Here is a 25393-nt window from a genome sequence, read left to right on the forward strand (position 1 = left end):
CTGATATCCGCTTCTGTTGTTCGTTCTCGGTTTGTCTACGAGGGGAGAAGGGGCGACGCGGACGGATATCAGTTCTTGTGGTCAGTGGGGGATGTCGGCGAAGGCGAGGGGTTCGCGGGTGCAGAGGTAGGTTGCCCAGTGCAACTTCACGGGGGTGCCGGTGTGGTCTCGGGTGATGGTGAGGAGTTCGCCGGTTTCGCGGCCGGAGATGGTGCGGTAGGTGTCTTCGGCGATGCGGTCGAAGACGGCGGGGGCCTGCCAGTCGGCGGCGGCGGGGGACTTGGCCTGCAGGACGCCGGACTTGACGGTGAAGTTGAAGGGGGAGCCTTCGGTCCACCAGGTGCCCAGTACGCCGGTCAGTTCGGCGGGGACCGAGGTGCCGGGGAGCCAGGGGTCGGCGGGGAGTGGGTCGAGCTCGAGGACCTTGGTGATCAGGTCGGTGGCCAGGAGCGCGGGGGCCGGGGCCGAGGTGGCGGACTGCAGGCAGATGCCGGCGGTACCGGACTCGCGGTGCACGAAGGTCGAGGTGATGTGGCCGGGCATGCCGCCGTCGTGGCCGACGAAGAGGTTGTCGCCGCGGCGGAAGAGCATGAAGCCGAGACCGAAGGCGAGTTGCCAGCGGGCGGTGTCGGCCATGATCTGGACCTGGCACATCTCGTCCAGGGTGTCCTTGGACAGCACCTCGGACACCGGGTTCGCGATGAACATCGCCCACTTCGCCAGGTCTTCCGCCGTACTGGCGAGACCGCCGCAGGCTGCCATCGCCTTGATGTCCAGCAGCGGTTCACGGACCGGTACGTCGGAGAACGGCGGCACGTAGTAGCCGGTCGCGGCCGGCCCGCCGTCCATCCCGACCGTCGTCCGGCGCATCTCCAGCGGATCGAGGATCCGAGCCTTGATCGCGTCGTACCAGGACTTGCCGTCGAGGCGGGCGACGACCTCGCCGAGCAGTGAGTAGACCAGGTTCGAGTAGTGGAACCGGTGGTGCGGTCTGCCGATGCGGTCGGCGTCGTTCCAGCCCGCGACCAGTTCTTCACGGTCGGGGAACTTCATCAGGTCCCAGACGTCGCCGACCGGCTCGCGCTGCATGCCGCTCGCGTGGCTGAGCATCTGCCGCAGGGTGACGCCACCGTGCTTGCTCTCCGGCACGTGTGTTTCAAGCGGGTCGTCCAGGCTGAGCTTGCCCTCGTCGCGCAGCGCCAGGACGGCGACCGCCGTCAGCGTCTTGCTCTGGGAGGCGATCAGGAACTGCGAGTCCGCCGTCGGCGGCACTCCCGGGGTGTCCAGATCGGCGGAGCCCGCGCCGTGCGACCAGACCAGCGACCCGGCGCGGGCGACAGCGCCCACCACTCCGGGAACGCGGCCGGTGGACTGGCGGTCGGCGACAAGTCGGGTCAGGGCGGTTTGCGTCGGTGCGGCGAGTTCGGTCACGACAGTCGACAATAAGCGAGCGAGATGACAAAAGGCAGAGGCCCGGGGCACTGCGGTGTGCGAGGCTGGTTGCGTGCGCATAGCGGTGCTCGGTCCTCTCGCGATGTGGGCGGCCGACGGGACTCCGCTCGACGTCCGCGGTGTTCGCCTGCGCGGACTGCTCGCGCGGCTCGCGCTGAGTGCGGGGAAGCCGGTCAGTGTCGAGACGCTGGTCGACGGCCTGTGGGGTACGGCGGCGCCCAGTGCCAACGCGCTGCAGTCGCTGGTGTCCCGGTTGCGTTCGAGCCTTCCGGCGACCGAGTCGAGCATCTCGATCCAGTCCGGCCCAGCCGGCTACACGCTGACCATCGGTGCGGACTGTGTCGACGCTCAGCAGTTCGAAGACCTGGTACGCCGCGGCCGCGCGCTGCTCGGGTCTGATCCGGAGCAGGCCCACACACTGCTCACCCAGGCCGAGAAGCTCTGGCGGGGTGAGGCCCTCGCCGATCTGCGCGACCTCCCGTTCGCAGCGATCGAGGCGGACCGTCTGACCGAGCTCCGGCTCGGTGCGGCCGAGGACCTGGCCGAGGCCGCGGTCAGCTGCGGCCGGGCCCGCGACCTGATCACCGAGCTCGAGCACCTCGCCGCCACGCACCCCCTCCGCGAACGCGTCCACGAGTTGCTGATCCGCGCCCTGTACGCCGATGGCCGCCAAGCCGAGGCACTCTCGGCCTACGAGCGAGTCCGTACGACGCTCGCCGAGGAGCTCGGTGCGGATCCGGGAGCACGGTTGCGGGATGTGCATGTCGCGGTTCTGCGCGGTGATGTGGTCGATCCGGTCGCGGTCTCGACTCCTGCGCCGATGCCGACCGCGCCACGGAGCAATCTGCGCGCCCCGCTGACCAGCTTCGTCGGGCGCCGCGAGGACGTCGCCGAGCTCAGCCGGCTGCTGAGCAACGGCACCCGACTCGTCACCATGGTCGGCCCCGGCGGTGCCGGGAAGACGCGGTTGGCGACCGAGACCGGCCGGACCCTGGTGGAGCAGAGTGGCGACGGCATCTGGTTCGTCGAGCTCGCGCCGCTGGGCGACGCAGCCGACGTGGCCCCCGCCGTACTGTCGGCGCTGGGAGCGAGCGAGTACGTCGATCTGACGCCGCCGTCGAGTCTCGTACCCAAGCACCTGCGGGCGAGCCGCGCTGCGACCGATCGCCTGGTCGAGGTGATCGCGGACCGCCGGATCCTGCTCGTCCTCGACAACTGCGAGCACCTGGTCCTGGAGGTCGCCGGGCTGGTCGACTCGCTGCTCGCGGCCTGCCCGCGGCTGCGGGTGCTGACCACGAGTCGCGAACCGCTCAGCATCCTCGGCGAGCACCTCCATCAGGTTGGTCCGCTGGGACTGCCACCCGAGGACGCATCGACCGACGAGTACCCGGCCATGCAGCTCTTCGTCGACCGGGCTCGCGCTGTCCGGCCGGACTTCGCGCTGACTGACGGAAATCGCCCCGCCGTCGCCGAGATCTGCCGACGGCTCGACGGTATGCCGCTGGCGATCGAGCTCGCCGCGGCCCGGCTGCGTGCGCTCACCCCGGAGCTGATCGTGGATCGGCTCGCGGATCGATTCCGCTTGCTGACCAGCGGTTCACGGACGGCGTTGCCCCGGCACCAGACATTGCGCGCGGTCGTCGAGTGGAGCTGGGATCTCCTCGATGCCGATGAGCAGGCAGTGGCTCGCCGACTCTCACTGTTCTCCGGTGGGGCTTCGCTGGAGGCCGCCGAGCAGGTCTGCAGTGACGACGATCTGCCTTCGGAGGCGGTGCTCGGCGTACTGGCTTCGCTTGTCGACAAATCGCTTGTCGAGGCGGTCGCCGGCGAGCGATCGGTGCGGTACCGGATGCTCGAGACAGTTCGTGCGTACGGCGCCGAGCAGCTCGCGGCCGCTGGTGAGCGGGATCGGTTCCGGCAGGCGCACACCGAATACTTCCAGCGGTTGCTGCGGAAGGCCTGGCCGAACCTGCGGACCCGTTCGCAGGTCGAGTGGATCGCCCGGCTGAAGGCGGACCACGACAACCTGACCGACGCACTCCGCACTGCGATCGACTCCGGTTCGGCCCGGGCCGCGGTGCAGATGGTGTCCGTGCTCGCCGAGCTCTGGACCATGAGCGGCCGCCCGGCCGAGGCCGTCGGCTGGATGCGCGCAGCGCTCGCCGTACCGGGGCCGAGTGTGCCGGTCGAGCGCGCGATGACGCTGATGATGCTTGCCTTCGGCACCATGTCCGCCGAGGAGGACTCGGCGGCGATGATCCCCAAGGCGCTGCGCTGCCTGGCCGAGGTCCGGCTGCTGTCGCGGCAGCACGCGTCCGTCACCGACTCGGCTGTCGGCCGGTTCACCAACGCGATGTGGGCAGCGCTCCGGCGGGACACCAGGGCGGCGTTCCTCGAGCTCGAAGCGGCGCGTGACCATACGGATCCGTGGACCCGGCACATGGCCGCGCTGCTGCTCGCGATGTTCCGCGACAACGAAGGCGAACCCGTCCAGATGGACGCGGACCTGGGCGTCGCACTCGAGGGGTTCCGCGAGCTCGGTGACCGCTGGGGTACGTCGATGGCGTTGCGCGGCTTGGCCAGTCTGCAATCCGCTCGTGGTGATCACGAGGGTGCGTTGGCCTCGCTCGAGGAGTCGATGAGTCTGTTCGAAGAGCTTGGCGCCACCGAGGGGATCGGGCAGCTGCTCGGTTCGGCCGCGACCAGCCGGCTCGAGCTCGGTGACCCCGAAGGCGCCCGGGCAGTGCAGCAGCAGGCACTCCGGATCGCCCAGGAGAACGGCTCGCGCGAGGGTGAGGCGATGTCGCTGTTCGGCTTCTCCCGGATCGAGCTGCGGGCCGGCCGGCTCGACGAGGCGAAGGAGCTGATCGAGCGCGCCCGGTCGATGCTCAGCGAGAACTACGAGCAGCTGGCCCCGCACGGTACGGCGCTGCTGATGGCGCAGGCCGGCCGGGTCGACGTGCGGCGCGGTGACCTCGAATCGGCCCGGGCATTGAACCGCAAGGCGGTGGTGATCGGCCTGAGCAGTGCGGATATGCCGGTCATCGCGATGATCGTCGACACCACGGCCGAGGTCGAACTCGCGTCCGGTGACGCCGAGCTCGGCGCGCGCACGCTCGGTCTTGCGGCAGCGCTGCGCGGGATGCGCACCGTGCCGGACGGCGACGTCCGCGCCGTCATCGAGCAGCTGCGTGAGGTGCTCGGTGACGTCGCGTTCGAGACGGCGTACGGCGCTGGTGCGGCGATGAAGCGCGATGACGCCCTCGCCGAACTGCGCAAACGGTTCAGCTCGTCATGAGCTGAACCGCCAGCTCCTGCAGGGATTTCTGCACCTTCTGCTCCGGCGGCCGCGGGTCGGCGAGCATCCAGTCGTAGATGACCGCGTTCACCGCCCCGAAGAAACTCAGACCGACGAACCGGAAGTCCCGGCGCTCGATCTCACCCTTGGCCGCCGCGCTCTCGCCGAGGTCACGCACACCCGCGATCAGCAGATCCCGGAACGCGATCCGCTGCTCCTCGACAGCCGGGCTGGTGCCGACCACTTCGACGAACGAGATCCGGGCCCGGCGCAGATCCGCCATGATGGTTTTCAGATAGCTGTCGACCGCTGCGGTGATCCGTTCCTTGACCGGCCGGCCGTCGGTCCGCCGGATCGCGTCGCCGGTGTTCCGCACGGTCAGCTCGATCACCTGCGCGTGCACCGCGAGCAGCACGGCTTCCTTGTTCTGGAACTCGTGGTAGAAGTGCCGCGTGGACACTTTCGCCTGTGTGCACAGGCGTTCCACCGATGTCGCCGGATACCCTTCGGTCCCGAACAACTCCACCGCGGCGGCCAGTAATCGCTCCCGGCGCGCTGCCTTCCACTCCTCGACCGATCGCCCGGAATAACGGCGTACGGAGGGTTCCCTCATCACACCTCTTGTCGCTACCCCGTGCCAGATCCCGGACATCCTATCCACCCTTCGGCGGGACAGGAACCGGCACGGGGTCCGACGTCAGTTCATCGACTCGTAGCCGGTCCCGCCGTCGAGCAGTTCCCGCACGATGTCGAGGTGCCCGAGGTGCCGCGCGGTCTCCTCGATGAGGTGGCAGAGCACGTACCGGACCGAAGCCTGACCGCTGTCCCGCACGACCGCGCGCTCGAGATCACCGAGGTCCATTGCGGCGACGACCGCATTGGACCGCGCGTTCTCCGCCTCGTACTCGTCGAGCAACTGAGCCAGCGGTACGTCGTCCACCAGCATCTCGGCATCGGGGTGGCCATCCGGCGTCCACGGGGTCTGCCCGGTGTCGGGAACCCCACCGAGATTCTGCTGGAACCACGAGTACTCCACCCAGCGCAGGTGCGCGACCAGACCGGCGACATTGGTGAGTGGCGAGGTGGGCAGCACCACGCGATGCGCATCGGCTTCGCTCAGCCCTTCGCACTTCACCCGCACCAGCGAGCGCAGATGGTCGAGCCAGCCGACGAGCTGAGTGCGCTCGTCACCGGTCAGGGGTGGTCTCATGCAGTCTCCTCAAGTTTGGTGTAGCCGGTACGGCCGTCGATCAGTTCACGAATGATGTCGAGATGCCCGACGTGCCGGGCGGTCTCCTCGATCAGGTGGCAGAGCACGTACCGCAACGAGGCGGGGTCGCCGTTCCCGGTGCCCTGTTCGAGCGCATCGAGGGGGAGGTTGGCGATCGCTTCGTTGGAGCGCGCACACTCCGCGTCGTACTCGTCGAGGAGCTGGGCGATCGGTACGTCGTCGACCAGCATCTCGGCATCGGGGTGACCGCCCTCGGTCCACGGGGTCTGGCCGGTGTCGGGGACACCGAGCACGGAGAGCTGGAACCAGGCGTACTCGTTCCAGCGCAGGTGGGCGACGAGGCCGGCCGGTGTCATCAGTGGCGACGTCGGGACGACGTTGCGGTGGGCATCTTCTTCGGACAGTCCGGTGCACTTCATCCGGACGAAGGAACGCTGGAGATCGAGCCATCCGATCAACTGCTCGCGCTCAGGTGCGGTCAGTGGTGGACGCGGTACTTCGGTCATGCGAAAGCTCCTGTTGCTGGGAGCCACCCGACCTCAGCCGCGGGTACGGCGGACGGGCAGCGCGACGGTTCGGTACGACATCGCACTCACCTCCTTCCGCGTAGAGCTGCACCGTAGCCATGGTCGTCCCACGCTGGCAAACACATTTCTGGCAGTCTGTGGACTGTCAGCGCCCGCCCGCGTGAAGGGGTTCGACGTGGATCCACGGTTCGACCGGCCGCTGTACACGCGTGCCGAGGTGGCGCTGCATCTGGGACTGCCGGCGACGACGCTCGGCGACTGGCTGCGGTCCGGCGCGTTGGCGGCTGGTTCGGGCGGGCGTGGGGAGCCGACGATCACCTTCGCCGGGCTGGTCGAGACCCACATGCTGCGGCAGCTTCGGCGTACCGGGTTGTCCCTGCAGGCGATCGGCGAGGCTGCCGTGGCGCTGCGGTCGCGAGCCGGCCGGCAGTATCCGCTGGCCTGGTCCGGGCTTGCGCACGACGGTCGCGACCTGCTGATCGAGATCGCCGCCGAAGGGCGCGAAGCCGGTTGGGAACGCATCCGTGACAGCCAAGGCGGTCTCCCCGGTGTCCTGCGTCGAGGCTCGGCCGCAATCGGCTGGTCCGAGGACGGGTACGCCGCCACCCTGCGCCTCGTGATCTACCACGACATCGACGTCATCGTGGATCCGTCGCAGTCGCGCGGCCAGCCCGTCATCGCCGGCTCCGGCCTCCGCGTCGAGGACGTCCTCGACCGCATTCGCACGGGCGCGTCGTACCGGGAGATCGCTACCAAGTTCGACCTCGAGGACTTCGAGGTGGAGGCCCTCGTCCGCCCGCACATCCGCCCGCCGGCCTTCCGCAGATCTCCCTCGGCCGGGCCCCAGGACCCACTGATCTAGCGGTACAGGGCGAGTGCTCCGGTCAAGGAGTCGACGGCCTGCCGCGGACCGTGGATCGCGAGCCCGAGGTACTCGACATCCTCCGGCTTGGTTCCGGCCAAGGTGTCGCTGAACTGCTGGTACGTCCTCGCCTGCTGCGCGATCTGGTTCATGTCGTGCACCACCACGTCATCGCGGGCTGCCGCCTGAGCCCGCAGCTCGTGCAGCCGCTCAGGCGTCGCCTTCAGCACCGGGATCGGGTACGCCGACATTCCGATGTGCGCGTTTCCGCCGGCATCCACGGTGTCGGCGCCGACCGTTTCGCCATGCCGGTGGCCGAGGGAGACGCCGAGCAGAGCGGCGGTGTTCAAGGCGACCCCGATCGGGGCGTCGGCCGCAATCACGACCACAATCTTGTTCGTCAGCACGCCGGGAACCTATCTCGACGTACGAGGGTTTATCAGGACGGCCGAACATCGTTCGGCAGATCTGCGAAAATCATGCGCATGGACGAACTTGATACGGCGTTGCTGCGGATCCTGCAGAACGATGCCCGCCGCACCAACCGCGACATGGCCGCCGAACTCGGCGTCGCCCCGTCCACCTGTCTGGAACGGATCCGCACCCTCCGCGACCGCGGCGTGATCAGCGGCTACCACGCCGCCGTCGACCTGAAGGCGATCGACCGCGCCATGCAGGCGATCATCTCGATCAAACTGCGCCCGCAGGCGATGGCCGTCGCCACCGCCTTCCAGGACTACGTGATGCAGCTCCCGCAGACCCTCGACATGTTCATGGTCTCCGGTGCCTCCGACTTCCTCGCGCACGTCGCCGTCAAGGACGCCCAGGCACTGCGCGACCTGGTCCTCGACCTCGCCAAACGGCAGGAGATCGCGGACATCCGTAGTTCGGTGGTCTTCGAGCACCACCACCGAACCACGGTCCTCCCGCTGTGACTACATCTTGGTCAGCCCCCAGCGCTGACAACTTCCGTTCCAGTAGTGCCAGACGATCAGGTGGTCGACCTTGGCCGGATCGCACTTGGGGACGTCGACCGTGAAGCCGGTGTCGGCCTGCTGGATCGTCCAGCTGCCGTCGGCAGCCGGCTCGAGCCGCCACCGCTGACACTCCGACGAGTCGACGGGTACGGCGACCAGTTTGTCGGCCGGTGCCCGTGAGCAACTGTCGACCTGCAACGCAGTACCGCTCGATGGGTCGATGAGCTGGTAGACGTCATCGCCCAGTGGCTTGACCTGCCACCGCTGGCATGGGCTGTCTGCCATCCAGTCCCAGGTCCGCACGCCCTGGGCCGGATCGCAGTACGCGATATCGAGCACGTAGTCGTTCTTCGAGTCGCGCAGCGCCCGGATCTTGTAGCGCCCGTCGAGCTGGGTCGCGTTCAGTGCGGCCCGAAGGAACCACTGCTGCTCCGGTACGGCGGCACACGTCTTCTGGATGATCTTGGCGCCGTTCCCGGTCCCGGCGTTCTCGACGGCGGCGCACTTGTCGCTGTGTGCGAACCGGACCTTGAACACGGTGTCGTAGCTGCTGCCCTCGACGTAGTCCAGCAGCACCTGCTGGTTACCGGTGCCGACACATTTCCACTGCACGAGCGGGGCGCCGTCCGCGACGCTCTGGTCGCCGACGTCCGCGCACCGGGCCTTCCCGTCGAGCGATGCGCCGTTCACATGAACCATCTGCAGTTCGTACTGGTCAGTGCCCGCTACCGGCACTACCCGGAAGCGCTGGTGCAGTCCGTTGAAGCAGTCCCACTGCTGGACCACTGCTGGGTCGGTCTGGCTCGCACCAGCGACCTCCATGCACTTTCCGCTGTTCCGCGACACCAGCTCATAGGTGCGCGGTTCGAGGTCGAACTTCGGTCCGGTACCGGCTCCGACCGCAGTCTCCTTCCAGTCCCTGACGGGCGCTGCGAAGGCCGTCCCGGTCGACCGCAACCGCGAGACCTCACGGCCACCACCGTCGAGCGAGGTGATCAGTGCCGCATCGGCCTTCTGGTCCTTGTCGAAGTCGCCGATCTGGATGGCGGTCCGCAGCGGATCCCATCCGCTACCGGTCCACCAGTCCGACGCCGTGTACGCCGTACCGGTCGAGCGGAACACCTTCAGCGTGGTCGCCGTACCGGAGTCGTACACGGACACGACATCGTCCTTGCCGTCGGCATCCACGTCACCAACGGCCAGGTGGCCCTTGTCGACGCAGTAGTCACCGTCGTACGCCGTCGTCGGGGCGGCGAAGCCGGTCTTCGTGGAGCGGTAGACGTCCACCACGGTTCGGCAGGCACCCACCTTCCGGAAGACCACCAGGTCGTCCACCTTGTCGCCGTCCACGTCGGCCACGACCGGCTGGGTCGCGGTCCAGTCACCTCCGGACGCGGTCGTCTGTAGCCATTGAACAGGTGCAGACAGGTTCCCGCCGGGATAGACCACGACGCGCCAGGTGCCGTTGCCGGTGTTCAGCTGTACGACGATGTCGTCGGCCTCGTCACCGGTGACATCTCCCGAGCTGACGTGCGCGGTCGCGATCGTCCAGTCCGCCTGCGGTGCCTTCCAGACCGGGGTCGACGGCGGGTCGTAGCGGTTCCCGTCCGACGGGAGTGTGTAGAGCGCCGCTCGGCGGCCGGGTTCGTCCCGGAAGAACGCCACGTCGGTCCGGCCGTCCTTGTCGAAGTCCCCCTGGACCGGACGGCTCCGGGACAACGCGAATCCGCCGTTGGTCCCGCTGTCCCAGGACAGCGTGCCGGTGGCGAAGGTGCCGCCCATGCTGTCGACGTTCCAGATCCCGGTACGGCCGTGGCCCTGGTCGACGACCATCACGACATCGGCCGCTCCGTCGCCGTTGACATCACCGCGCACCGGCTTCGTGGCGGGGTTGGTCTGCGCGAGCAAAGTCCAGGCCTGTGGCGTCAGCGGTCCCGGGTTACCGGCCCGATCCACCGCGCGGACCCAGAGCCGGCGGCTCGACGACGGAACACTGACCGGCAGTACGGCGGTACCGTTCGGCCGGGCCTTCACCGTTAGCAGCACGCGGTCCGCGCTGAAGCCGTACAGGTACTCGGCGACATCGGAGTCCCCGCTCGCCGGGCTGAGCGTGATCGTGCCGACCTCGCGGGCGGGCTTCCCCGGCTTGCCGTTCGGGAAGTCGGTGGACTCCAGTACGGCGATGCCCGGCGCCTTGCTGTCGATCGTGAAGTAGCACCGCGGACTGGCCGGGCCGTGTTCGAGCTGATCGCCCGGGACCCGGTCGTCGCTCATCGCCGTGTAGTAGTACGTCGTGTTGTCGGCCAGCGTGCCCGCGGGGATCGGGGACCAGGTGAACGCAGCGCCGTTGCCGGTGATCCCGGAGTTCTGGAAGTAGACCGTGCTGTCGTCGGAGGCGCGGTGGATCTCGAGCCGGTTGACCAGGCTGTCACCGTCCGGGTCGCCGGCCACCCCGGAGAAGGCCGGGCCCGGATTGTTGATCGCCGTCGGTGCCGCCGCCGTACCGCAGGGTTTCGGGTAGTCGAAGTTGACCTTCAGCGGCATCCGCGGTGCGTTGTTGTAGTCGACGACGATCGTCGCGGTCTCCCCGTAGAACCGCTTCCACTGGTACTCCTCGGTCTCGTCGGGTGCTTTCAGCCCGAGGGAGACCGATCCTTCCCGGCGGTCGGCGATGCCCTGCATCAGCGCGGTCAGCGCGGGGGACTCCCAGCCCATGGTCATATCCGGTTCGGTGGACTTGGCGTGGCCCCAGGCCGTTGCCAAGGAGGGACCCAAGAAGGTGGTGTTGTCCCACCGGACCGGGTGGGCCCGGCTGATCGGTGTGGTCTGATAGAGATCGACCGGCCGATTCGAGCCGTCCGGTGAGTGGTTGAGCTTGACGGTGAACTTGGCGGCCGTGACGCGGGCCCCGGCGATGCGCGTGGTGTCGAGGTTGAACAGCGAGCGATAGGTGTCCCGGTCAGCACCCCAGGCCTGCCCGACCTTCGCGCCGTTCGCGCGGTCCTCCGACCAGTAGCTTGTCTCGGGATGTTCGGCGTTGATGTGGGTCCACAGGTCGTCGGCGCGATCGTCCCAGGACGGGTCGATCGTGACCGGGTAGCGGGTCGTGGGCGCGGACAGCATCGCCTGGTCCGGCCGGATCGTCAGGACGCCGTTCGCCAGCGACGAAGGTACGCCGACCGTCCTGGGTTCGGCCGCAGAGTCCCACATCAGTGGCTGACCGGAGGTGTATACGATCCGGCCCCGGCGATCCGTGGCGAGCGTCGTACCGTCCGGCTTGTGGCTGAAGGTGAGACCGGTACCGCTCAGCTGGAACCGCAGCTCGCGCAACGCCGGGTTGCTCGCCGCAGCCCGGGTCTTCACGATCAGCGCCTTCGCGAAACCGGTCGACCGAGCCTGGATCCGCAGGTCGACGCCCGGCAGGACCTCGCCGTACGTCGCTGAATCCCCGCGCAGGACGGGTTTCGGAAGCGATCCCGGCCAGCCGAGCCGCAGCCGACCACCGAGCCCGACCAGGTCCGACCCCGGGCCACCACCGGACAGCTCCACCCCGGAGTCGCTCACGGCCGGTCGCACCTTGCCGTCCGCGCCGAACCGCAACGTGAGGTCGAGCGGCTTCCAGCCGTTGCGCGCACCGGTGCGGATCGGTGCGGCGTGCTGAACCATCGTGTGCGTGCCGTTGGGATTCACGTAGACCTCGCGCGTGGTCGACCGCAGCTCGGGTAGTTCGACCCGAGTCCCGGTACGGCGAGCCTGCGCGACCGCGGAGTCAGGCTCCGCCGGCGTCGGTACGGCGGGTGTGGTCGGGCCCGCCGCGGACTGGGCGGCAGTCGTCAGTAAGGGCAGGGCGAGGGCGAAGACCGCCGCCAATCGGGTGATCCGGAACGTGGGCACAGCAGGTTCCCCCTGTCGCGAGGCGTCAACAGACGGCCGTCACGATTTCACGCGAAATCCGCTGGGCGAAGGGTTTCGGACCGAGTGGGCTAGACCATTAAAGGGGCATGGAATCGATTGCCGATCCGGCCCGAACGACAGTGGACTAGACCTCCTCCATGCCCGCCCATCTGGGGAGAACTCATGCGTGTGCGCAGACGACTGTGGACGGCCTCCGTTGCCGCCGCCGTCGCAATCAGCCTGGTTGTGACGACCCCGGGGGTTGCGCCGGCCGCGCAGATCCCGGTCAAGAACAAGGTCGAGAAAGGGAAGCCGCGGAAGGTGGCAAGAGTCGCCACCGAGACCCTGCCGGTCCGGGCGGGACTGCCCGACAACGACGACAAGCTCGCCGTGACGTCCGTCCCGGCGCCGCGCTGGCCGGCCCCTGGCCGAGCCGAGGTCGCCGTACCGAAGCCCCAGGCCCAACCGGTCGGCTGGGACAACGTGCTCGCCGGTCGCTCGGCGGTCGGGACCGGCCCGGCGACTCAGGCCGGCGCGCTGCCGATCCAGATCGGTCCGGCCACCGCGGCCAACCGCTCCGTCACGGCGGGCCGCGCGACTGCGGCCGACCGTGCGGCCGCTGCAGCGACACCGGCCAAGGTTGCCGTTGAGATGCTCGCCAGGACCGGCAGCGACCTCAAGTTCACCCTCCGCCGGACCGACGGCGTGGCCAAGGCCGGGCAGGTCGCGCTGCGACTGGACTACAGCGGCTTCAAGCAGGCCTACGGCGGCGACTGGGCGACCCGGTTGCAGTTGATGCGGGTGCCGGACTGCGCGTCGACCACGCCCAATGCGGCGGCCTGCACGCCGGTGCGACTGCCGAGCCGCAACAACGGCACCGGCGAGATCGCAGCCGACGTACCAGCCGCGGCGACGCCGTCGACGTTCGCGTTGACCGCGGCAGCGGCCGGCCCGGCCGGTGACGGTTCTGCCACCTCGCTGAACGCGACCGCCACCTGGCAGGTCGGCGGCTCGTCGGGTGACTTCAACTGGTCGTATCCGATGCAGGTACCACCCGGCTTGGGTGGACCGAAGCCGGACCTGAAGCTCGGGTACAGCTCCGGTGGTGTCGACGGCCGGACGACGGCGGCCAACAGCCAGGGCTCCTGGGTGGGTGCTGGGTTCGAGTTCGCTCCGGGCGGATCGATCGAGCGCCGGTACGCGTCCTGCGCCTCGAAGACGGAGCAGAAGGGGAACAACGGCAAGACCGCGACCGGCGACTACTGCTGGGCCACCGACAACGCAACCTTCAGCCTGAACGGTGCCGGCGGTGAACTGGTTCTCGACGACGGACCCAATGGCTGGCACTCGCGCAACGACGACGGCCTGAAGATCGAGCGGCTCGACAACGCCGACAACGGCGACCAGGGTCCGGAGTCCGGAGCAGGTGAGAAGGGCGAGTACTGGCGGATCACCGACAAGGGCGGCGTCCAGTACTACTTCGGCCTGAACAAGTTGCCGGGGACAACGAATGCGACCAACTCGACCTGGACCGTTCCGGTGGCCGGCAACAACGCGGCCGAGCCCTGCAACAAGGCGGCGTTCGCCGACTCGTTCTGCCAGCAGGCCTACCGATGGAACCTCGACTACGTGGTCGATTCGCACGGCAACACGATGAGCTTCTACTACGACATCGAGACCAACAAGTACGGCCGGGCCGGTAAGGGCACGCTGGTCGAGGAGTACGTCCGGGCCGGCAATCTCAACCGGATCGAGTACGGCCAGCAGCAGGGCAAGCTGACCGTCACCACGGCCCAGGTCGCGCGGGTTCGCTTCGAGACTGCCGACCGATGCATCAAGTCCAGCACCTGTGCGCCCGCCGACTTCGTCGACACCCCGCTCGACCAGGAATGCACCAGCGGGACGGACTGCGGCACGAAGACCTCGCCGACGTTCTGGACCAAGAAGCGCCTCAACCGCGTGGTCACCGAGGTCTGGCGGGGGTCGGCCTACGCGCCGGTCGCCTCGTGGACGATGCAGCAGTCCTTCCTCGACCCGCAGGACGGCGGTCGTTCGAGCATGCTCTGGCTCGACGGCATCAGCAGCACCGGCCTGGTCGGCGGGAACGCGGCGCTGCCCAAGACGACCTTCGCCGCCCAGATGCTGCCGAACCGGCTGGTCGGCCCGGACTCCATCGGGCAACCGGTCCTGAAGTGGCCGCGGGTGAAGACGATCACGACCGGTACCGGTAGCCAGATCTCGGTGAACTACAAGACGCCCGACTGCGTCAACCCGACCGATCTGCCCGTGCGGGACGACAACCGCAAGCGCTGCTATCCGATCAAGTGGACGCCGAAGGACGAGGCAGAACGCGAGGACTGGTTCGCCAAGTACGTCGTCGACGAGGTCAAGGAGTCCGACCAGGTCGGCGGTACGCCGGACCAGGTGACGCGGATCGAGTATCCCGGAGCGCCGGCTTGGCGACGTGACGAGGAGGACGGCCTGGTCGAGGTCGACCGCAAGACGTGGTCGCAGTGGCGCGGGTACGACAAGGTGAAGGTCACCACCGGCGACGGCGTGGACGGCCCCGCCACGGTGAAGCTCAACACCTACTACCGTGGCATGGACGGTGACGTCCGCGCCGACGGCACGGTGAAGGACGTCGATGTCACCGACACCACGGGCGCCACGTCCGAGGACCTGAACGCGTTGACGGGTAGGTTGCGCGAACAGGCGACGTACTCGGGCACCGTGCTCGTCGAGCGGTCGATCACGGACCAGTGGGTGTCGAAGGATCCCACAGCGACGCGGGTCCGGGACTGGGGAACGACCAAGGCCTACAAGACGGCCGAGCGGGGGATCCGGCAGGACCACGCGGTCGGCACCGGCTGGAAGCGCAGTGAGGCGTCGAACACCTTCGACGAGGCCACCGGCCGGTTGACCGCGAAGACCGATCTGCGCGATCTCGCCAACCCGAACGACGACATCTGTACGCGGTACGAGTACTTCGGCAACGCCGCCACCGGACTGGCCGACTTGCCGAGCCGGACGCAGACCGTCGACGTGGCCTGCGACAAGCCATGGACCAAGGACGACGTCGTCTCGGATCAGGTCACCGAGTACGACCCGGCCAACGGCGACAAGGTGGCGGTGAAGCGCCTGTCCGGTTTCACCTCGGCCGGCGCGGCGATCTACCAAACCGTCAGCACGATGGATTACGACACCTTCGGCCGGGTCCGGCACACCACCAACGCTGCTGCCCGAACGACCACGCTCGACTACACCCCGGCAACCGGTGGTCCGCTCACGGGGACCAAGACCACCCAGCCGAACGGTCAGACCGCGAGCAGCGCGATCGACCCGGCCTGGGGCGAGGAGGTCGCCATCACCGATGTGGCCAACCGGACCACGACGACCAAACGCGACGCACTCGGCCGGGTGCTGGAGACCTGGCAGCCGGGTAACCGGGGCACGGTGCCGAACGTCAAGAACGAGTACCGCAACGAACAGGGCAAGCCTGGGCTGACGACGATCACTTCGTTGCGTCCCGACGGCCAGACCGAGGTCACCCGGGAGTTCAGTGACGGCATGGGCCGCCGTCGGCAGACCCAGGAGGAGGCCGCGGACGGCGTCGGCCGGCTCGTGACCGACTACCTGACCGACAGTCGCGGCCAGGTGGTGAAGCAGAACGGTCCGTACGCCAACGACGCACCGCTCGGCTTCGAGATCGTCCGGCCGACCGACGAGAAACAGGTCCCGGCGCAGAAATTCACGTCGTACGACGCGCTCGGCCGGCCGACGCTGGAGTCGTTCAAGTCGATGGGCGTCCAGCAGTGGTCCCGGTCGCACGCGAACGGCACCGGCGTCTCGACGATCGAGCCGCCGTCCGGTGAGCAGGCGACCACCCGGATCACCGACCTGCAGGGGCGCCTCGTCGAGCTGCATGCGTACCACGGCAACAAGGCGACCGGCGAGCCCGACAAGACCAGCTACACCTATACGACGGCCGGCCAGCTCGAGTCGGTGACCGATCCGCTCGGCAACGTCTGGTCGTACAAGTACGACCTCCGCGGCCGCAAGATCGAGGACCGCGACCCGGACCGAGGGCTGAGCACCTACACCTACAACGACCTCGACCAGTTGGTGTCGAAGACCGATGCCCGGAAGAACACGCTGACCTACGAGTACGACGCCCTTGGCCGGCAGACCACCGTGAAGCAGGGCACGACGCTCCTGGCCGAGATGAAATATGACACGGTCAAGACCGGAGCGTTGTCGAGTGCGACCCGCTACATCGGTGGCAACGCCTACACGACGCGGTACACCGGTTACGACGACGCCGGCCGGGCCACCGGTCAGGAGGTCGTCCTCCCGGACTCCGAGGGTGCGCTCAAGGGCGTTTACGCGGTCTCGACGACGTACACCGCTGACGGCAATATCGCGACCTCGACGATGCCGGAGGTCGGCGGACTGCCCAAGGAGACAGTCTCTGTCGGCTACGACAAGCGTGGTCGCCCGATCACGTTGACCGGCGCGTCGCCGTACGTGACCGAGACCGACTACACGGCGTACGGCGAGACCAGCCGGATCCATCTGGAGAACTCGACCAGCTGGGCCGAGCGACTCTTCGAGTACGAGGAAGGTTCGCACCGGCTGTCGCGATCCGGTCTGCTGACCGGTAACGGGTACGAGTCCGACGTCGCCTACCAGTACGACGCCGCCGGCAACGTGCTGAAGGCCACCGACACCCCCACCACCGGTGCGGCGGCCGATACCCAGTGCTTCGGCTACGACCACTACCGGCGGCTCACGGCGGCCTGGACGCCATCGAGTGGTGACTGCGCGGCGAACCCGACGCAGCGCACGCTCGGCGGCCCGGCGCCGTACTGGTACAGCTGGACATTCGATGCCATCGGCAACCGTAAGACCGAGCAGCACACGACTCCTGCCGGTCAGACGAATGCCACCTACGAGTACCCGGCCGCCGGTCAGGCCCGGCCGCACGCCGTACAGAAGGTCACCACGATCGGAACCGGCGGCACCCGGGTGGACCAGTACGCCTATGACGACGCGGGCAACCTCAAGACCCGGACGAAGGGTGGCGTGACCGACACGCTGACCTGGGGCGACGACGGCCAGCTCGCCGAGCTGACGGGCAACGGCAAGACCAGCAAGTACGTGTACGACGCCAGCGGCACTCGGCTCCTGCGCAAGGACGCCTCCGGTACGACGCTGTTCCTGGGCGACACCGAGCTGCAGTTGAAGCCGGACGGGACGAAGGTCGGCACGCGCTATTACTCCCTCGGCGCGCACCAGGTCGCGGTCCGCACCGGCAACAAGGTCAACTGGGTCAGCAGTGACCATCACGGTACGACGACGGTCACCGTCGATGCGGCGACCTCGGCGGTCCAGCGGCGCCGGACAACGCCGTACGGCGAGGTCCGTGGCACGGCTCCGACAGCCTGGCCCGGCCAGCGTGGATTCGTCGGTGGGACCCAGGACGACCAGACCGGGCTGGTCCGGCTCGGCGCCCGGGACTACGACCCGAGCACCGGCAGATTCATCTCGGTGGATCCGAAGCTGGACTTCGAGGACCCCCAGCAGATGAACGCGTACGCGTACGCGAACAACAGCCCGCTGACCTTCAGCGACCCCGACGGGCAGCGCTACGTCACGGACACGGTCACGACGCTGCGCGAGCAGGTCCGGACCATCACCAAGCGGATCACCGAGGAGCGGGTGAAGCAGGTCAGGCACCAGAAGATGGTGGTACTGGCCATCGCGCTCTACCTGGCCTTCCGGGCGGCGGGCTGGCACTCGATGGCCAACGCGTTGCTGAGCTTTGCGGTCTGGTACACCAAGGAGATCATCAAGATCACCCGAACGATCCACCAACTGGTCAAGGAACAGGTACGGGTCACGAAGAAGCTGAAACGCTGGGTGAACGACGCCGAGGCCAAAGACCTCGACGCCATGCTGAAGAAGTCCGCCGACATTCTGACCGCGGCCGTTGAATCCACCCGGCAGGCAGTGACCACGGTCGCCTGGGCAGGTCAGCTCCGCGGTGCCGGAAAACAGGGAGGCGGTGGCGGGGCAGGTGGCGCACCCGCGGGTATCAACATCGTCCCGGACACCGGTAGCGAGGATCCTCTGGAGAAGATAGCGGCGATGGGCGCTTTCGGTGCGCTCTACGGAACCATCGGCTTTCTCGTCGGGGGAGGGGCGGGGGTCGCTATCGGCATCGGCGGCACCCTTCTCGGAGGCGTTGCCTACAACGACTCCATGGAGCCCTCGGGATTCAACTGGGGGAAGGCGGCGGCCTGGTTCTTCACCCCGACGCAGTACGTCGTCGGCAACGTCGTAGGCGGAGCCATCGCAAGTTGGCGCGGAAAGATCTACATACCTGAATTTGACCGTTTTCAGATCATGACCGACCCGGCGGCCGGTTGTCAGTCACGGAGGATCGCACCGGGAGTATTCTGCTGAACCTCTCCGCCGGGGTCGCCAGTTGGTGGCCCCGGCGGTCAGCGGTTGTCTTTGATGCGTTTGGCCTTGCCCAGTGAGCGTTCCAGTGCATGCGGATCGAGAACCTCGACGGTGGCGGTAACGCCGACGCGGTCCTTGATCCGGCGGGACAGTACGGCGGCCGCCGTGGTCCGGTCGGTGAGATCGGGAACGGCCTCGACCTGGACGGTGAGCTCGTCCATGCGGCCGGGGCGGGTGAGGACGCAGAGGTAGTGCGGGGTGAGGCCTTCGACCAGGAGGATCTGTTCCTCGATCTGGGTGGGGAAGACGTTCACGCCGCGGACGATCATCATGTCGTCGGTGCGGCCGGTGATCTTCTCCATCCGGCGCATGCCCGGCCGCGCCGTACCGGGAAGGAGGCGGGTGAGGTCGCGGGTGCGGTAGCGGATCACCGGGAAGGCTTGTTTGGTCAGGGTGGTGAAGACCAGCTCGCCCTCGGAGCCGTCGGGCAGGACCTCGCCGGTGACCGGGTCGATGATCTCGGGGTAGAAGTGGTCCTCCCAGATGTGCAGCCCGTCCTTGGACTCGACGCACTCCTGCGCGACGCCCGGGCCCATCACCTCGGACAGGCCGTAGATGTCGACCGCGTGCATGCCGGTGCGTTGCTCGACTTCGGTGCGCATCTGCTCGGTCCACGGCTCCGCGCCGAAGATGCCGATCCGCAACGACGTGTCGCGCGGATCCATCCCACGCTGTTCCATCTCGTCGATGATGGCGAGGAAGTACGACGGGGTGACCATGATGATCCGGGCCCCGAAGTCGCGGATCAGGTCGACCTGCCGCTCGGTCATCCCACCCGAGACCGGTACGACGGTGCAGCCGAGCCGCTCGGCGCCGTAGTGCGCACCGAGGCCTCCCGTGAACAGGCCGTAGCCGTAGGCGACGTGACAGATATCGCCGGCCCGGCCGCCGGCTGCGCGGATCGACCGGGCCATCAGGTCGGCCCAGGTGTCGATGTCCTGCTTGGTGTAGCCGACCACCGTCGGGCGTCCGGTCGTCCCCGATGAGGCGTGCACCCGCGCGACCTCGGACTGCGGTACGGCGAACATTCCGAACGGATAGTTGTCCCGCAGATCCTTCTTGCCGGTGAACGGCAGTCGGCTCAGATCGGACAGCTCCCGCAGATCACCAGGCGCGAACGCGACCTCGTCCAACGCCTTGCGATAGTGCGGCACGTTCTCGTAACACCGCCGCACAGTTGCCTGTAGCAACGACAACTGCCGCGATCGCAATGCGTCCACGGACAGCCGCTCGTCGGCGTCCAGCAGTTCCCCGGGACACGCATCACCGAGCATTCAGTAACTCCTAAGGACGGGCGAGCAGAGTCGCGATGCCTTGCCCGACGCCGATACACATGGTGGCGAGCGCATACCCGGCGTCGCGGTGGCGAAGCTCCAGGGCAGCGGTGAGGGCGAGGCGGGCGCCGGACATCCCGAGGGGGTGACCCAGGGCGATGGCGCCGCCGTTCGGATTGACGTGCTCGGCGTCGTCGGGGAGGCCGAGCTCGCGCAGGACAGCCAAGGACTGCGAGGCGAAGGCTTCGTTCAGTTCGATCGCGCCGATATCGGACAGCGCGACACCGGTCCGGTCGAGCAGCTTGCGGGTGGCGGGCGCGGGCCCGATCCCCATGATCCGGGGCGGCACGCCGGCCGTCGCGGTCCCGACGATCCGGGCCAATGGCGTGATGCCCAGCCGCTCGACCATCGCGCCGCTCATCACGAGCAGGGCGGCGGCGCCGTCGTTCACGCCGGACGCGTTGCCCGCGGTGACGGTGCCGCCATCACGGAACGGCGTCCTGAGTCCGGCCAGGGCTTCGAGGGTGGTCTCGCGCGGGTGCTCGTCGGTGTCGACGACGGTCACCGCGCCGCGCTTGCCGGGAACCTCGACCGGCGCGATCTCCTCGGCCAGCCGGCCGTTCGCCTGGGCCTTGGCCGCGCGCTGCTGACTGCGCAGCGCGAACAGGTCCTGGTCCTCGCGGGAGATGTTGTAGTCAGCGGCAACGTTCTCCGCGGTCTCCGGCATCGAGTCGATCCCGTACTGCGCTTGCAGCAGGGGGTTCACGAAACGCCAGCCGATCGTGGTGTCGAACACCTCTGCCTGCCGGGAGAACGCAGTCGTTGCCTTGGGCATCACAAAAGGTGCCCGCGACATCGACTCGACCCCGCCGGCGATCAGTACGTCGTTGTCCCCGGCAATGATCGAGCGAGCGGCGTACGCCAGTGCGTCCAGACCGGACCCGCAGAGCCGGTTGATCGTCGTACCGGGAACCTCCACCGGCAGACCGGCCAGCAGCACGGCCATCCGGGCCACATCACGGTTGTCCTCACCGGCCTGGTTCGCGCACCCGAGAACGACATCGTCGATCAGTCCCGGCTCGAAGGAGTGCCGCGCCAGCAATGACGAGATCGCATGCGCGGCCAGATCATCCGGGCGAACGCCGGCCAGCGCGCCGCCGTACCGGCCGATCGGCGTCCGGACTCCGTCGACCAAGAACGCCTCGCGCGTCATGACTGCTCCTCCAGGATTGTTCCCGACAGTTGGCGGCTGCGGCCGCGGAATTCGGCGATCACCTCGTCGCCGCGACGAACTGTCACGTCGTAGATCGCGTTCCGGCCGAAGGTGGTGCGCTCAGCGGCCTCGGCGACGAGTAGGTCGCCGCGGCGGGCGGGGGCGACGAAGACGATGTCGCAAGCCTGGGCGACGGTGACCTGGTTCCGGGAGTTGCAGGCGTACGAGAACGCAGAGTCGGCCAGGCTGAACAGGAACCCGCCGTGCGCGATCCCGTGCCCGTTCACCATGTCGTCGCGCACCGGCATCTCAACCGACGCCGTACCGTCCCCGACAGCGACCAGCCGCATGCCCAGACCGGCGCTGGCGGAGTCCTCCGCCCACATCGCCGCGGCGACGCGGTTCGCCAAGTCGTCAGCCATGACAGATTGCCCCTTCGGGTGAGGGTTTGTGACACTCTAGCCCCGATTACGTCAATGACTGTAACATCGCACTCATGACCGATCTGCTGGCTGCTCATCGTGACCGTCTCGACGCCGCTCTGACCGCGATCCGCAGTCGCGGCTACCACTCCGCGTTCCCGGAGTCCCCCAGCCCGCGGGTGTACGGCGAGACGGCGGCAGCCGACGGCCAGGCCGCCTTCGAGGCCCACCTCGGTACGGCGTACGCCGTGGAGACCCCCGGAGCCCGCGGCACCGTGGTCACCGAGGAGTCGCCGTTCGGGATCAAGCTCGACGTGTCGTACCCGCGGACGGTCGAGGCCGGTCTGGACGAGCTGATCGAGGCGTCGCGCAAGGGACTGACCGCCTGGCGCAACGCCGGGATCGACGGCCGGACCGGCGTGGTCCTGGAGATCCTGGACCGGCTGCACAAGCGCGTGTTCGAGCTGGCCAACGCCGTTCAGCACACCAGCGGTCAGGCGTTCGTGATGGCCTTCCAGGCCGGTGGGGCGCACGCCCTGGACCGCGCGCTGGAGGCGGTCGCCTACGCGCACGAGGAGATGAGCCGCTACCCGGCCGAGGCGCTCTGGGAGAAGCCGGCCAAGGGTGACCCGATCCGGATGCAGAAGAACTTCACCGTCACCGGCCGCGGTGTCGCGCTGGTGATCGGCTGCAACACCTTCCCGACCTGGAACTCGTGGCCCGGCCTGTTCGCCTCGCTCGTGACCGGCAACGCGGTCGTGGTGAAGCCGCACCCGCTCGCGGTGCTGCCGCTGGCGATCACCGTCGAGGTCTGCCGTGAGGTGCTCGGCGAGGCCGGACTCGACCCGAACCTGGTCACCCTGGCCGTCGAGAAGGCCGGTGACGGCCTGGCCAAGCCACTGGCCACCCGGCCCGAGGTGAAGCTGATCGACTTCACCGGTGGCAGCGAGTTCGGCGACTGGCTGGAGCAGAACGCGACCCAGGCGAGTGTCTTCACCGAGAAGGCCGGCGTGAACGCGGTCATCATCGACTCCACCGACGCCTTCAAGGCCCTGACCGGGAACCTCGCCTTCACGCTCGCCCTGTACTCCGGCCAGATGTGCACCACCACCCAGAACATCTTCATCCCGGCCGGTGGTATCGAGACCGACGAGGGCCACAAGTCGTTCGAGGAGGTCGGCGCCGGGATCGCCGGCGCGATGGGCAAGCTGCTCGGTGACGACGCCCGCGCGGTCGAGATCCTCGGCGGCATCGTCAACCACGCCGTGATCAGCCGCCTCGAGCTGGCCGGCGAGTACGGCGACGTCGTACTGGAGTCCCGGGAGATCAAGCACCCGGCCTTCCCGGACGCGGTGGTCCGGACGCCGCTGCTGGTCGCGCTCGAGGCCAAGGACAGCGACGTGTACGGGCGGGAGTGCTTCGGGCCGGTGTCGTTCCTGGTGAAGACCGCGGACACCGCGGAGTCGATCGAGCTGTTCCGGCAGACCGTCACCGAGGGTGGCGCGATGACCGCGGGTATCTACTCGACCGACCCCGGTGTCCTCGACCAGGCCCGCGAGGCCGCACTCGATGCGGGGGTCGCGCTGTCGGAGAACCTGACCGGCCCGGTCTTCGTGAACCAGTCGGCTGCGTTCAGTGACTTTCACGGCACCGGAGCCAACCCGGCGGCGAATTCGACCTACACCGACGGCGCATACGTTGCGAGTCGCTTCCGGGTCATTCAATCTAGGCGTCATGCCTGACGCTCTGGATGCCGCCGACCTTCGCGAAGCTCTCACCTACTACGACCGCTGGCTGGCGTTCAACCAGCGCTACCAGCGGGTGCCCGGAGTTCAGACTGCTGTCTACGCCGCGGACGGGATCGCCTTCTCCGCGGCGTACGGGCTGGCCGACGTCGAGAACGCCGTACCGCTGACCGAGTCCCACCTGTTCCGGATCGCCTCGCACTCGAAGACGTTCACGGCGACGGCGATCTTCCAGCTCGTCGAGCAGGGTCGGGTGCGGCTCGACGACACTGCCGCGCAGCACGTCACCGAGCTGGTCGGTACGCCGCTCGGTGAGCGGACCGTGCGTGAGTTGCTCGCCCACTCGGGTGGCGTGACGCGGGACAGCGGCGCGGCTGACTGGTGGCAGTTGGCGACCAACTTCCCGGATCGGGACCAGTTGGTCGCCGTACTGCGGGATTCGGGTTCCGCGGTACTGCCCGAGAACGCTCGCTTCAAGTACTCGAATATCGGCTACGGCCTGCTCGGGCTCATCGTCGAGGCCGCGGCCGGTACGTCGTACAACGCGTTCGTGCAGACCGGGATCGTCGACAAGCTCGGGCTGACCGGGCTCGGGCCGGAGCTCGATCCGGCCCGGCTGGGCGAGTATTCGAGTGGGTACAGCGCGCTCTCGTACGCCGAGACGCGGGTACCGATCGAGCACGTGGACACTCGGGCGCTGGCCGCCGCGACCGGCTTCTTCGGCAACGCGCGGGACCTGGTGACCTACTTCTCCGCGCACCTCCCCGGTGACGAGCGGTTGCTGACCGACCGGTCGAAGCGTGAGATGCAGCATCCGCTCTGGAAGACGGCCAAGGACGAAGGAACGCGGTACGGGCTCGGTCTGCAGGTGACGAAGATCGGCGACCGGGACTACTTCGGGCACGCCGGCGGCTACCCGGGGCACATCACCAAGACCTTCGTCGACGGGTCCCGCCGGCTGGCGATCTCCGTGCTGACGAACGCCATCGACGGCCCGGCCGCTCAGCTCGCCGAGGCCGGCCTGAAGCTGATCGACCTGGCTGCGTCGAAGGAGCGCGGCGACGCGACCGGCCTGGACCGCTTCGTCGGCCGCTACGCGAACCTGTGGGGTGTCACCGACTTCGCCGTCCTCGGCGGCCGCTTGTACGCGATCGACCCGACCGGCACCGACCCGGCCGACGAGCCGCAGCCGCTCGAGGTCGACGGTGACGCGGTGCGCGTCACGGGTGGATCCGGGTATGGCTCGTACGGCGAGTCCTACGGGTTCACGTTCGGTCCGGACGGTGCCGTTGAGTCGGTCCGCGGATCCAGCGGCCTCCTCATGAAGCCCATCGATCAGTTCGCACTACCTGCCCGGGTTACCGTGCAAGGGTGACGATCCATGGTGATCACCCGTTCCTGCCGCCCGAGTCCGAGCGCAGTCCGGTCCGGCGGCTGCGCGGGCGGCTGCCGTCGCCGGTCGGGCTCTGGACGACGTCGTACGGCGGGAAGCGCGCGGGGCTGACGGTCTCGTCGATGCTGATCGCCGACGGGGAGCCCGGTTTCGTGATCGGGCTGCTCGACCCGGACTCGGACCTGTGGGAAATGTTGCACAAGGCAAAGACCGCCGTGGTGTCGTTGCTCGGCGAACCGCATCAGCAACTGGCCGACGCCTTCGGCTACGTGGCGCCCGCGCCCGGCGGCCCCTTCCGGATGATCGACTGGACCGACACCGACTGGGGCCCAGCCCCAGTGGGCGTCAGCACCTGGGCCGGTTGCACCCTCGTCACCCCGGACCCGCCCGAGGTCGGCTGGGCGCTGCAGGTCCAGTTGGAGATCGCTCACGTGGAGCTGGGCTCGGACGACGTACCGCCCCTCGTCCACCGCCGCGGCCGCTACACCGTGCTTTAGCCGCCGAACGACGACACCAACGACAGGAGGTGCATCGGCGGAATACCTCTCGTCCTTCGTGCCATGGGTGGCCGAGCCGTGGT

The 25393-nt window shown here is 68.2% G+C and carries 16 protein-coding genes; 7 read left to right on the forward strand and 9 right to left on the reverse strand.

Annotated features, from left to right (window positions below; translation table 11 throughout):
* Nucleotides 1–81 precede the first annotated feature (81 nt).
* Nucleotides 82–1431 carry a serine hydrolase domain-containing protein gene (locus tag ACFCV3_RS26080; RefSeq protein ID WP_376034024.1) on the reverse strand — a complete coding sequence of 450 codons (1350 nt, stop codon included), beginning with the start codon at nt 1429–1431 and terminating at the stop codon, nt 82–84.
* Nucleotides 1432–1504: 73 nt separating this feature from the next.
* On the opposite strand from ACFCV3_RS26080, the gene ACFCV3_RS26085 reads away from it, so the two are divergent.
* The gene (locus ACFCV3_RS26085) at nt 1505–4750 is read left to right on the forward strand and encodes a BTAD domain-containing putative transcriptional regulator (RefSeq protein ID WP_376034026.1); all 3246 of its coding nucleotides are present in this window, start codon (nt 1505–1507) and stop codon (nt 4748–4750) included.
* Here ACFCV3_RS26085 and ACFCV3_RS26090 read toward each other — a convergent pair.
* The 3 genes from ACFCV3_RS26090 to ACFCV3_RS26100 all read right to left on the reverse strand — a co-directional run bounded on the left by ACFCV3_RS26090 (nt 4737) and on the right by ACFCV3_RS26100 (nt 6487).
* Nucleotides 4737–5363: a TetR/AcrR family transcriptional regulator gene (locus ACFCV3_RS26090; RefSeq protein WP_132411555.1), complete on the reverse strand. Its 627-nt coding sequence runs from the start codon at nt 5361–5363 to the stop codon at nt 4737–4739. The genes ACFCV3_RS26085 and ACFCV3_RS26090 overlap by 14 nt on opposite strands.
* A gap of 84 nt (nt 5364–5447) precedes the next feature.
* The gene (locus ACFCV3_RS26095) at nt 5448–5960 is read right to left on the reverse strand and encodes a DinB family protein (RefSeq protein WP_376034028.1); all 513 of its coding nucleotides are present in this window, start codon (nt 5958–5960) and stop codon (nt 5448–5450) included.
* Nucleotides 5957–6487 carry a DinB family protein gene (locus ACFCV3_RS26100; RefSeq protein ID WP_376034030.1) on the reverse strand — a complete coding sequence of 177 codons (531 nt, stop codon included), beginning with the start codon at nt 6485–6487 and terminating at the stop codon, nt 5957–5959. Before ACFCV3_RS26100 ends, ACFCV3_RS26095 begins: the two co-directional genes overlap by 4 nt.
* A 196-nt stretch (nt 6488–6683) precedes the next feature.
* Between ACFCV3_RS26100 and ACFCV3_RS26105 the strand changes: the two genes are divergently transcribed.
* Nucleotides 6684–7370, forward strand: a complete 687-nt coding sequence (locus ACFCV3_RS26105; protein WP_376034032.1) for a DUF433 domain-containing protein — start codon at nt 6684–6686, stop codon at nt 7368–7370.
* Here the strand turns inward: ACFCV3_RS26105 and ACFCV3_RS26110 are convergent.
* Nucleotides 7367–7777: a DUF2000 domain-containing protein gene (locus ACFCV3_RS26110; protein WP_376034034.1), complete on the reverse strand. Its 411-nt coding sequence runs from the start codon at nt 7775–7777 to the stop codon at nt 7367–7369. The genes ACFCV3_RS26105 and ACFCV3_RS26110 overlap by 4 nt on opposite strands.
* 78 nt (nt 7778–7855) lie before the next feature.
* Here ACFCV3_RS26110 and ACFCV3_RS26115 point away from each other — a divergent pair, with 78 nt between their 5' ends.
* Nucleotides 7856–8305, forward strand: coding sequence for an Lrp/AsnC family transcriptional regulator (locus ACFCV3_RS26115; protein WP_376034036.1), 450 nt, complete (start codon nt 7856–7858; stop codon nt 8303–8305).
* Here the strand turns inward: ACFCV3_RS26115 and ACFCV3_RS26120 are convergent, their stop codons facing one another.
* A complete protein-coding gene (locus ACFCV3_RS26120; protein ID WP_376034038.1) occupies nt 8306–12241 on the reverse strand; it encodes an RICIN domain-containing protein in 3936 nt (1311 codons plus the stop codon).
* A gap of 183 nt (nt 12242–12424) precedes the next feature.
* Between ACFCV3_RS26120 and ACFCV3_RS26125 the strand changes: the two genes are divergently transcribed.
* Complete coding sequence (locus tag ACFCV3_RS26125) at nt 12425–18706, forward strand: RHS repeat domain-containing protein (protein ID WP_376034040.1); 6282 nt, start codon at nt 12425–12427, stop codon at nt 18704–18706.
* A gap of 38 nt (nt 18707–18744) precedes the next feature.
* Here the strand turns inward: ACFCV3_RS26125 and paaK are convergent, their stop codons facing one another.
* Genes paaK through paaI form a run of 3 tightly spaced genes read right to left on the reverse strand, consistent with a single transcriptional unit; the run spans nt 18745 to nt 21675 of the window.
* The gene (gene paaK, locus ACFCV3_RS26130; protein WP_376034042.1) at nt 18745–20040 is read right to left on the reverse strand and encodes a phenylacetate--CoA ligase PaaK; all 1296 of its coding nucleotides are present in this window, start codon (nt 20038–20040) and stop codon (nt 18745–18747) included.
* 10 nt (nt 20041–20050) lie between these two features.
* Nucleotides 20051–21253 carry a 3-oxoadipyl-CoA thiolase gene (gene pcaF, locus ACFCV3_RS26135; RefSeq protein WP_376034044.1) on the reverse strand — a complete coding sequence of 401 codons (1203 nt, stop codon included), beginning with the start codon at nt 21251–21253 and terminating at the stop codon, nt 20051–20053.
* On the reverse strand, nt 21250–21675 hold the full coding sequence (gene paaI / locus ACFCV3_RS26140) for a hydroxyphenylacetyl-CoA thioesterase PaaI (protein WP_376034046.1): 426 nt from the start codon (nt 21673–21675) through the stop codon (nt 21250–21252). Before paaI ends, pcaF begins: the two co-directional genes overlap by 4 nt.
* A gap of 74 nt (nt 21676–21749) precedes the next feature.
* Here paaI and paaN point away from each other — a divergent pair, with 74 nt between their 5' ends.
* From paaN to ACFCV3_RS26155, 3 genes are read left to right on the forward strand one after another with little or no spacing between them, the layout of a single operon-like run.
* The gene (gene paaN, locus ACFCV3_RS26145) at nt 21750–23417 is read left to right on the forward strand and encodes a phenylacetic acid degradation protein PaaN (protein WP_376034048.1); all 1668 of its coding nucleotides are present in this window, start codon (nt 21750–21752) and stop codon (nt 23415–23417) included.
* Nucleotides 23410–24795 carry a serine hydrolase domain-containing protein gene (locus ACFCV3_RS26150; RefSeq protein WP_376034050.1) on the forward strand — a complete coding sequence of 462 codons (1386 nt, stop codon included), beginning with the start codon at nt 23410–23412 and terminating at the stop codon, nt 24793–24795. The genes paaN and ACFCV3_RS26150 overlap by 8 nt, the downstream gene beginning before the upstream one ends.
* On the forward strand, nt 24792–25310 hold the full coding sequence (locus tag ACFCV3_RS26155) for a flavin reductase family protein (RefSeq protein WP_376034052.1): 519 nt from the start codon (nt 24792–24794) through the stop codon (nt 25308–25310). The genes ACFCV3_RS26150 and ACFCV3_RS26155 overlap by 4 nt, the downstream gene beginning before the upstream one ends.
* The last annotated feature ends 83 nt before the right edge of the window (nt 25311–25393 follow it).

The sequence above is a fragment of the Kribbella sp. NPDC056345 genome, assembly GCF_042262745.1.
GTDB lineage: Bacteria > Actinomycetota > Actinomycetes > Propionibacteriales > Kribbellaceae > Kribbella.

What these genes read in the sequence shown, in the direction of transcription:
- ACFCV3_RS26090 (WP_132411555.1), bottom strand. Translation starts at nt 5,363, where the DNA reads ATGAGGGAACCCTCCGTACGCCGTTATTCCGGGCGATCGGTCGAGGAG.
- ACFCV3_RS26095 (WP_376034028.1), bottom strand. Translation starts at nt 5,960, where the DNA reads ATGAGACCACCCCTGACCGGTGACGAGCGCACTCAGCTCGTCGGCTGG.
- ACFCV3_RS26100 (WP_376034030.1), bottom strand. Translation starts at nt 6,487, where the DNA reads ATGACCGAAGTACCGCGTCCACCACTGACCGCACCTGAGCGCGAGCAG.
- ACFCV3_RS26115 (WP_376034036.1), top strand. Translation starts at nt 7,856, where the DNA reads ATGGACGAACTTGATACGGCGTTGCTGCGGATCCTGCAGAACGATGCC.
- ACFCV3_RS26125 (WP_376034040.1), top strand. Translation starts at nt 12,425, where the DNA reads ATGCGTGTGCGCAGACGACTGTGGACGGCCTCCGTTGCCGCCGCCGTC.
- paaK (WP_376034042.1), bottom strand. Translation starts at nt 20,040, where the DNA reads ATGCTCGGTGATGCGTGTCCCGGGGAACTGCTGGACGCCGACGAGCGG.
- pcaF (WP_376034044.1), bottom strand. Translation starts at nt 21,253, where the DNA reads ATGACGCGCGAGGCGTTCTTGGTCGACGGAGTCCGGACGCCGATCGGC.
- paaI (WP_376034046.1), bottom strand. Translation starts at nt 21,675, where the DNA reads ATGGCTGACGACTTGGCGAACCGCGTCGCCGCGGCGATGTGGGCGGAG.
- paaN (WP_376034048.1), top strand. Translation starts at nt 21,750, where the DNA reads ATGACCGATCTGCTGGCTGCTCATCGTGACCGTCTCGACGCCGCTCTG.
- ACFCV3_RS26150 (WP_376034050.1), top strand. Translation starts at nt 23,410, where the DNA reads ATGCCTGACGCTCTGGATGCCGCCGACCTTCGCGAAGCTCTCACCTAC.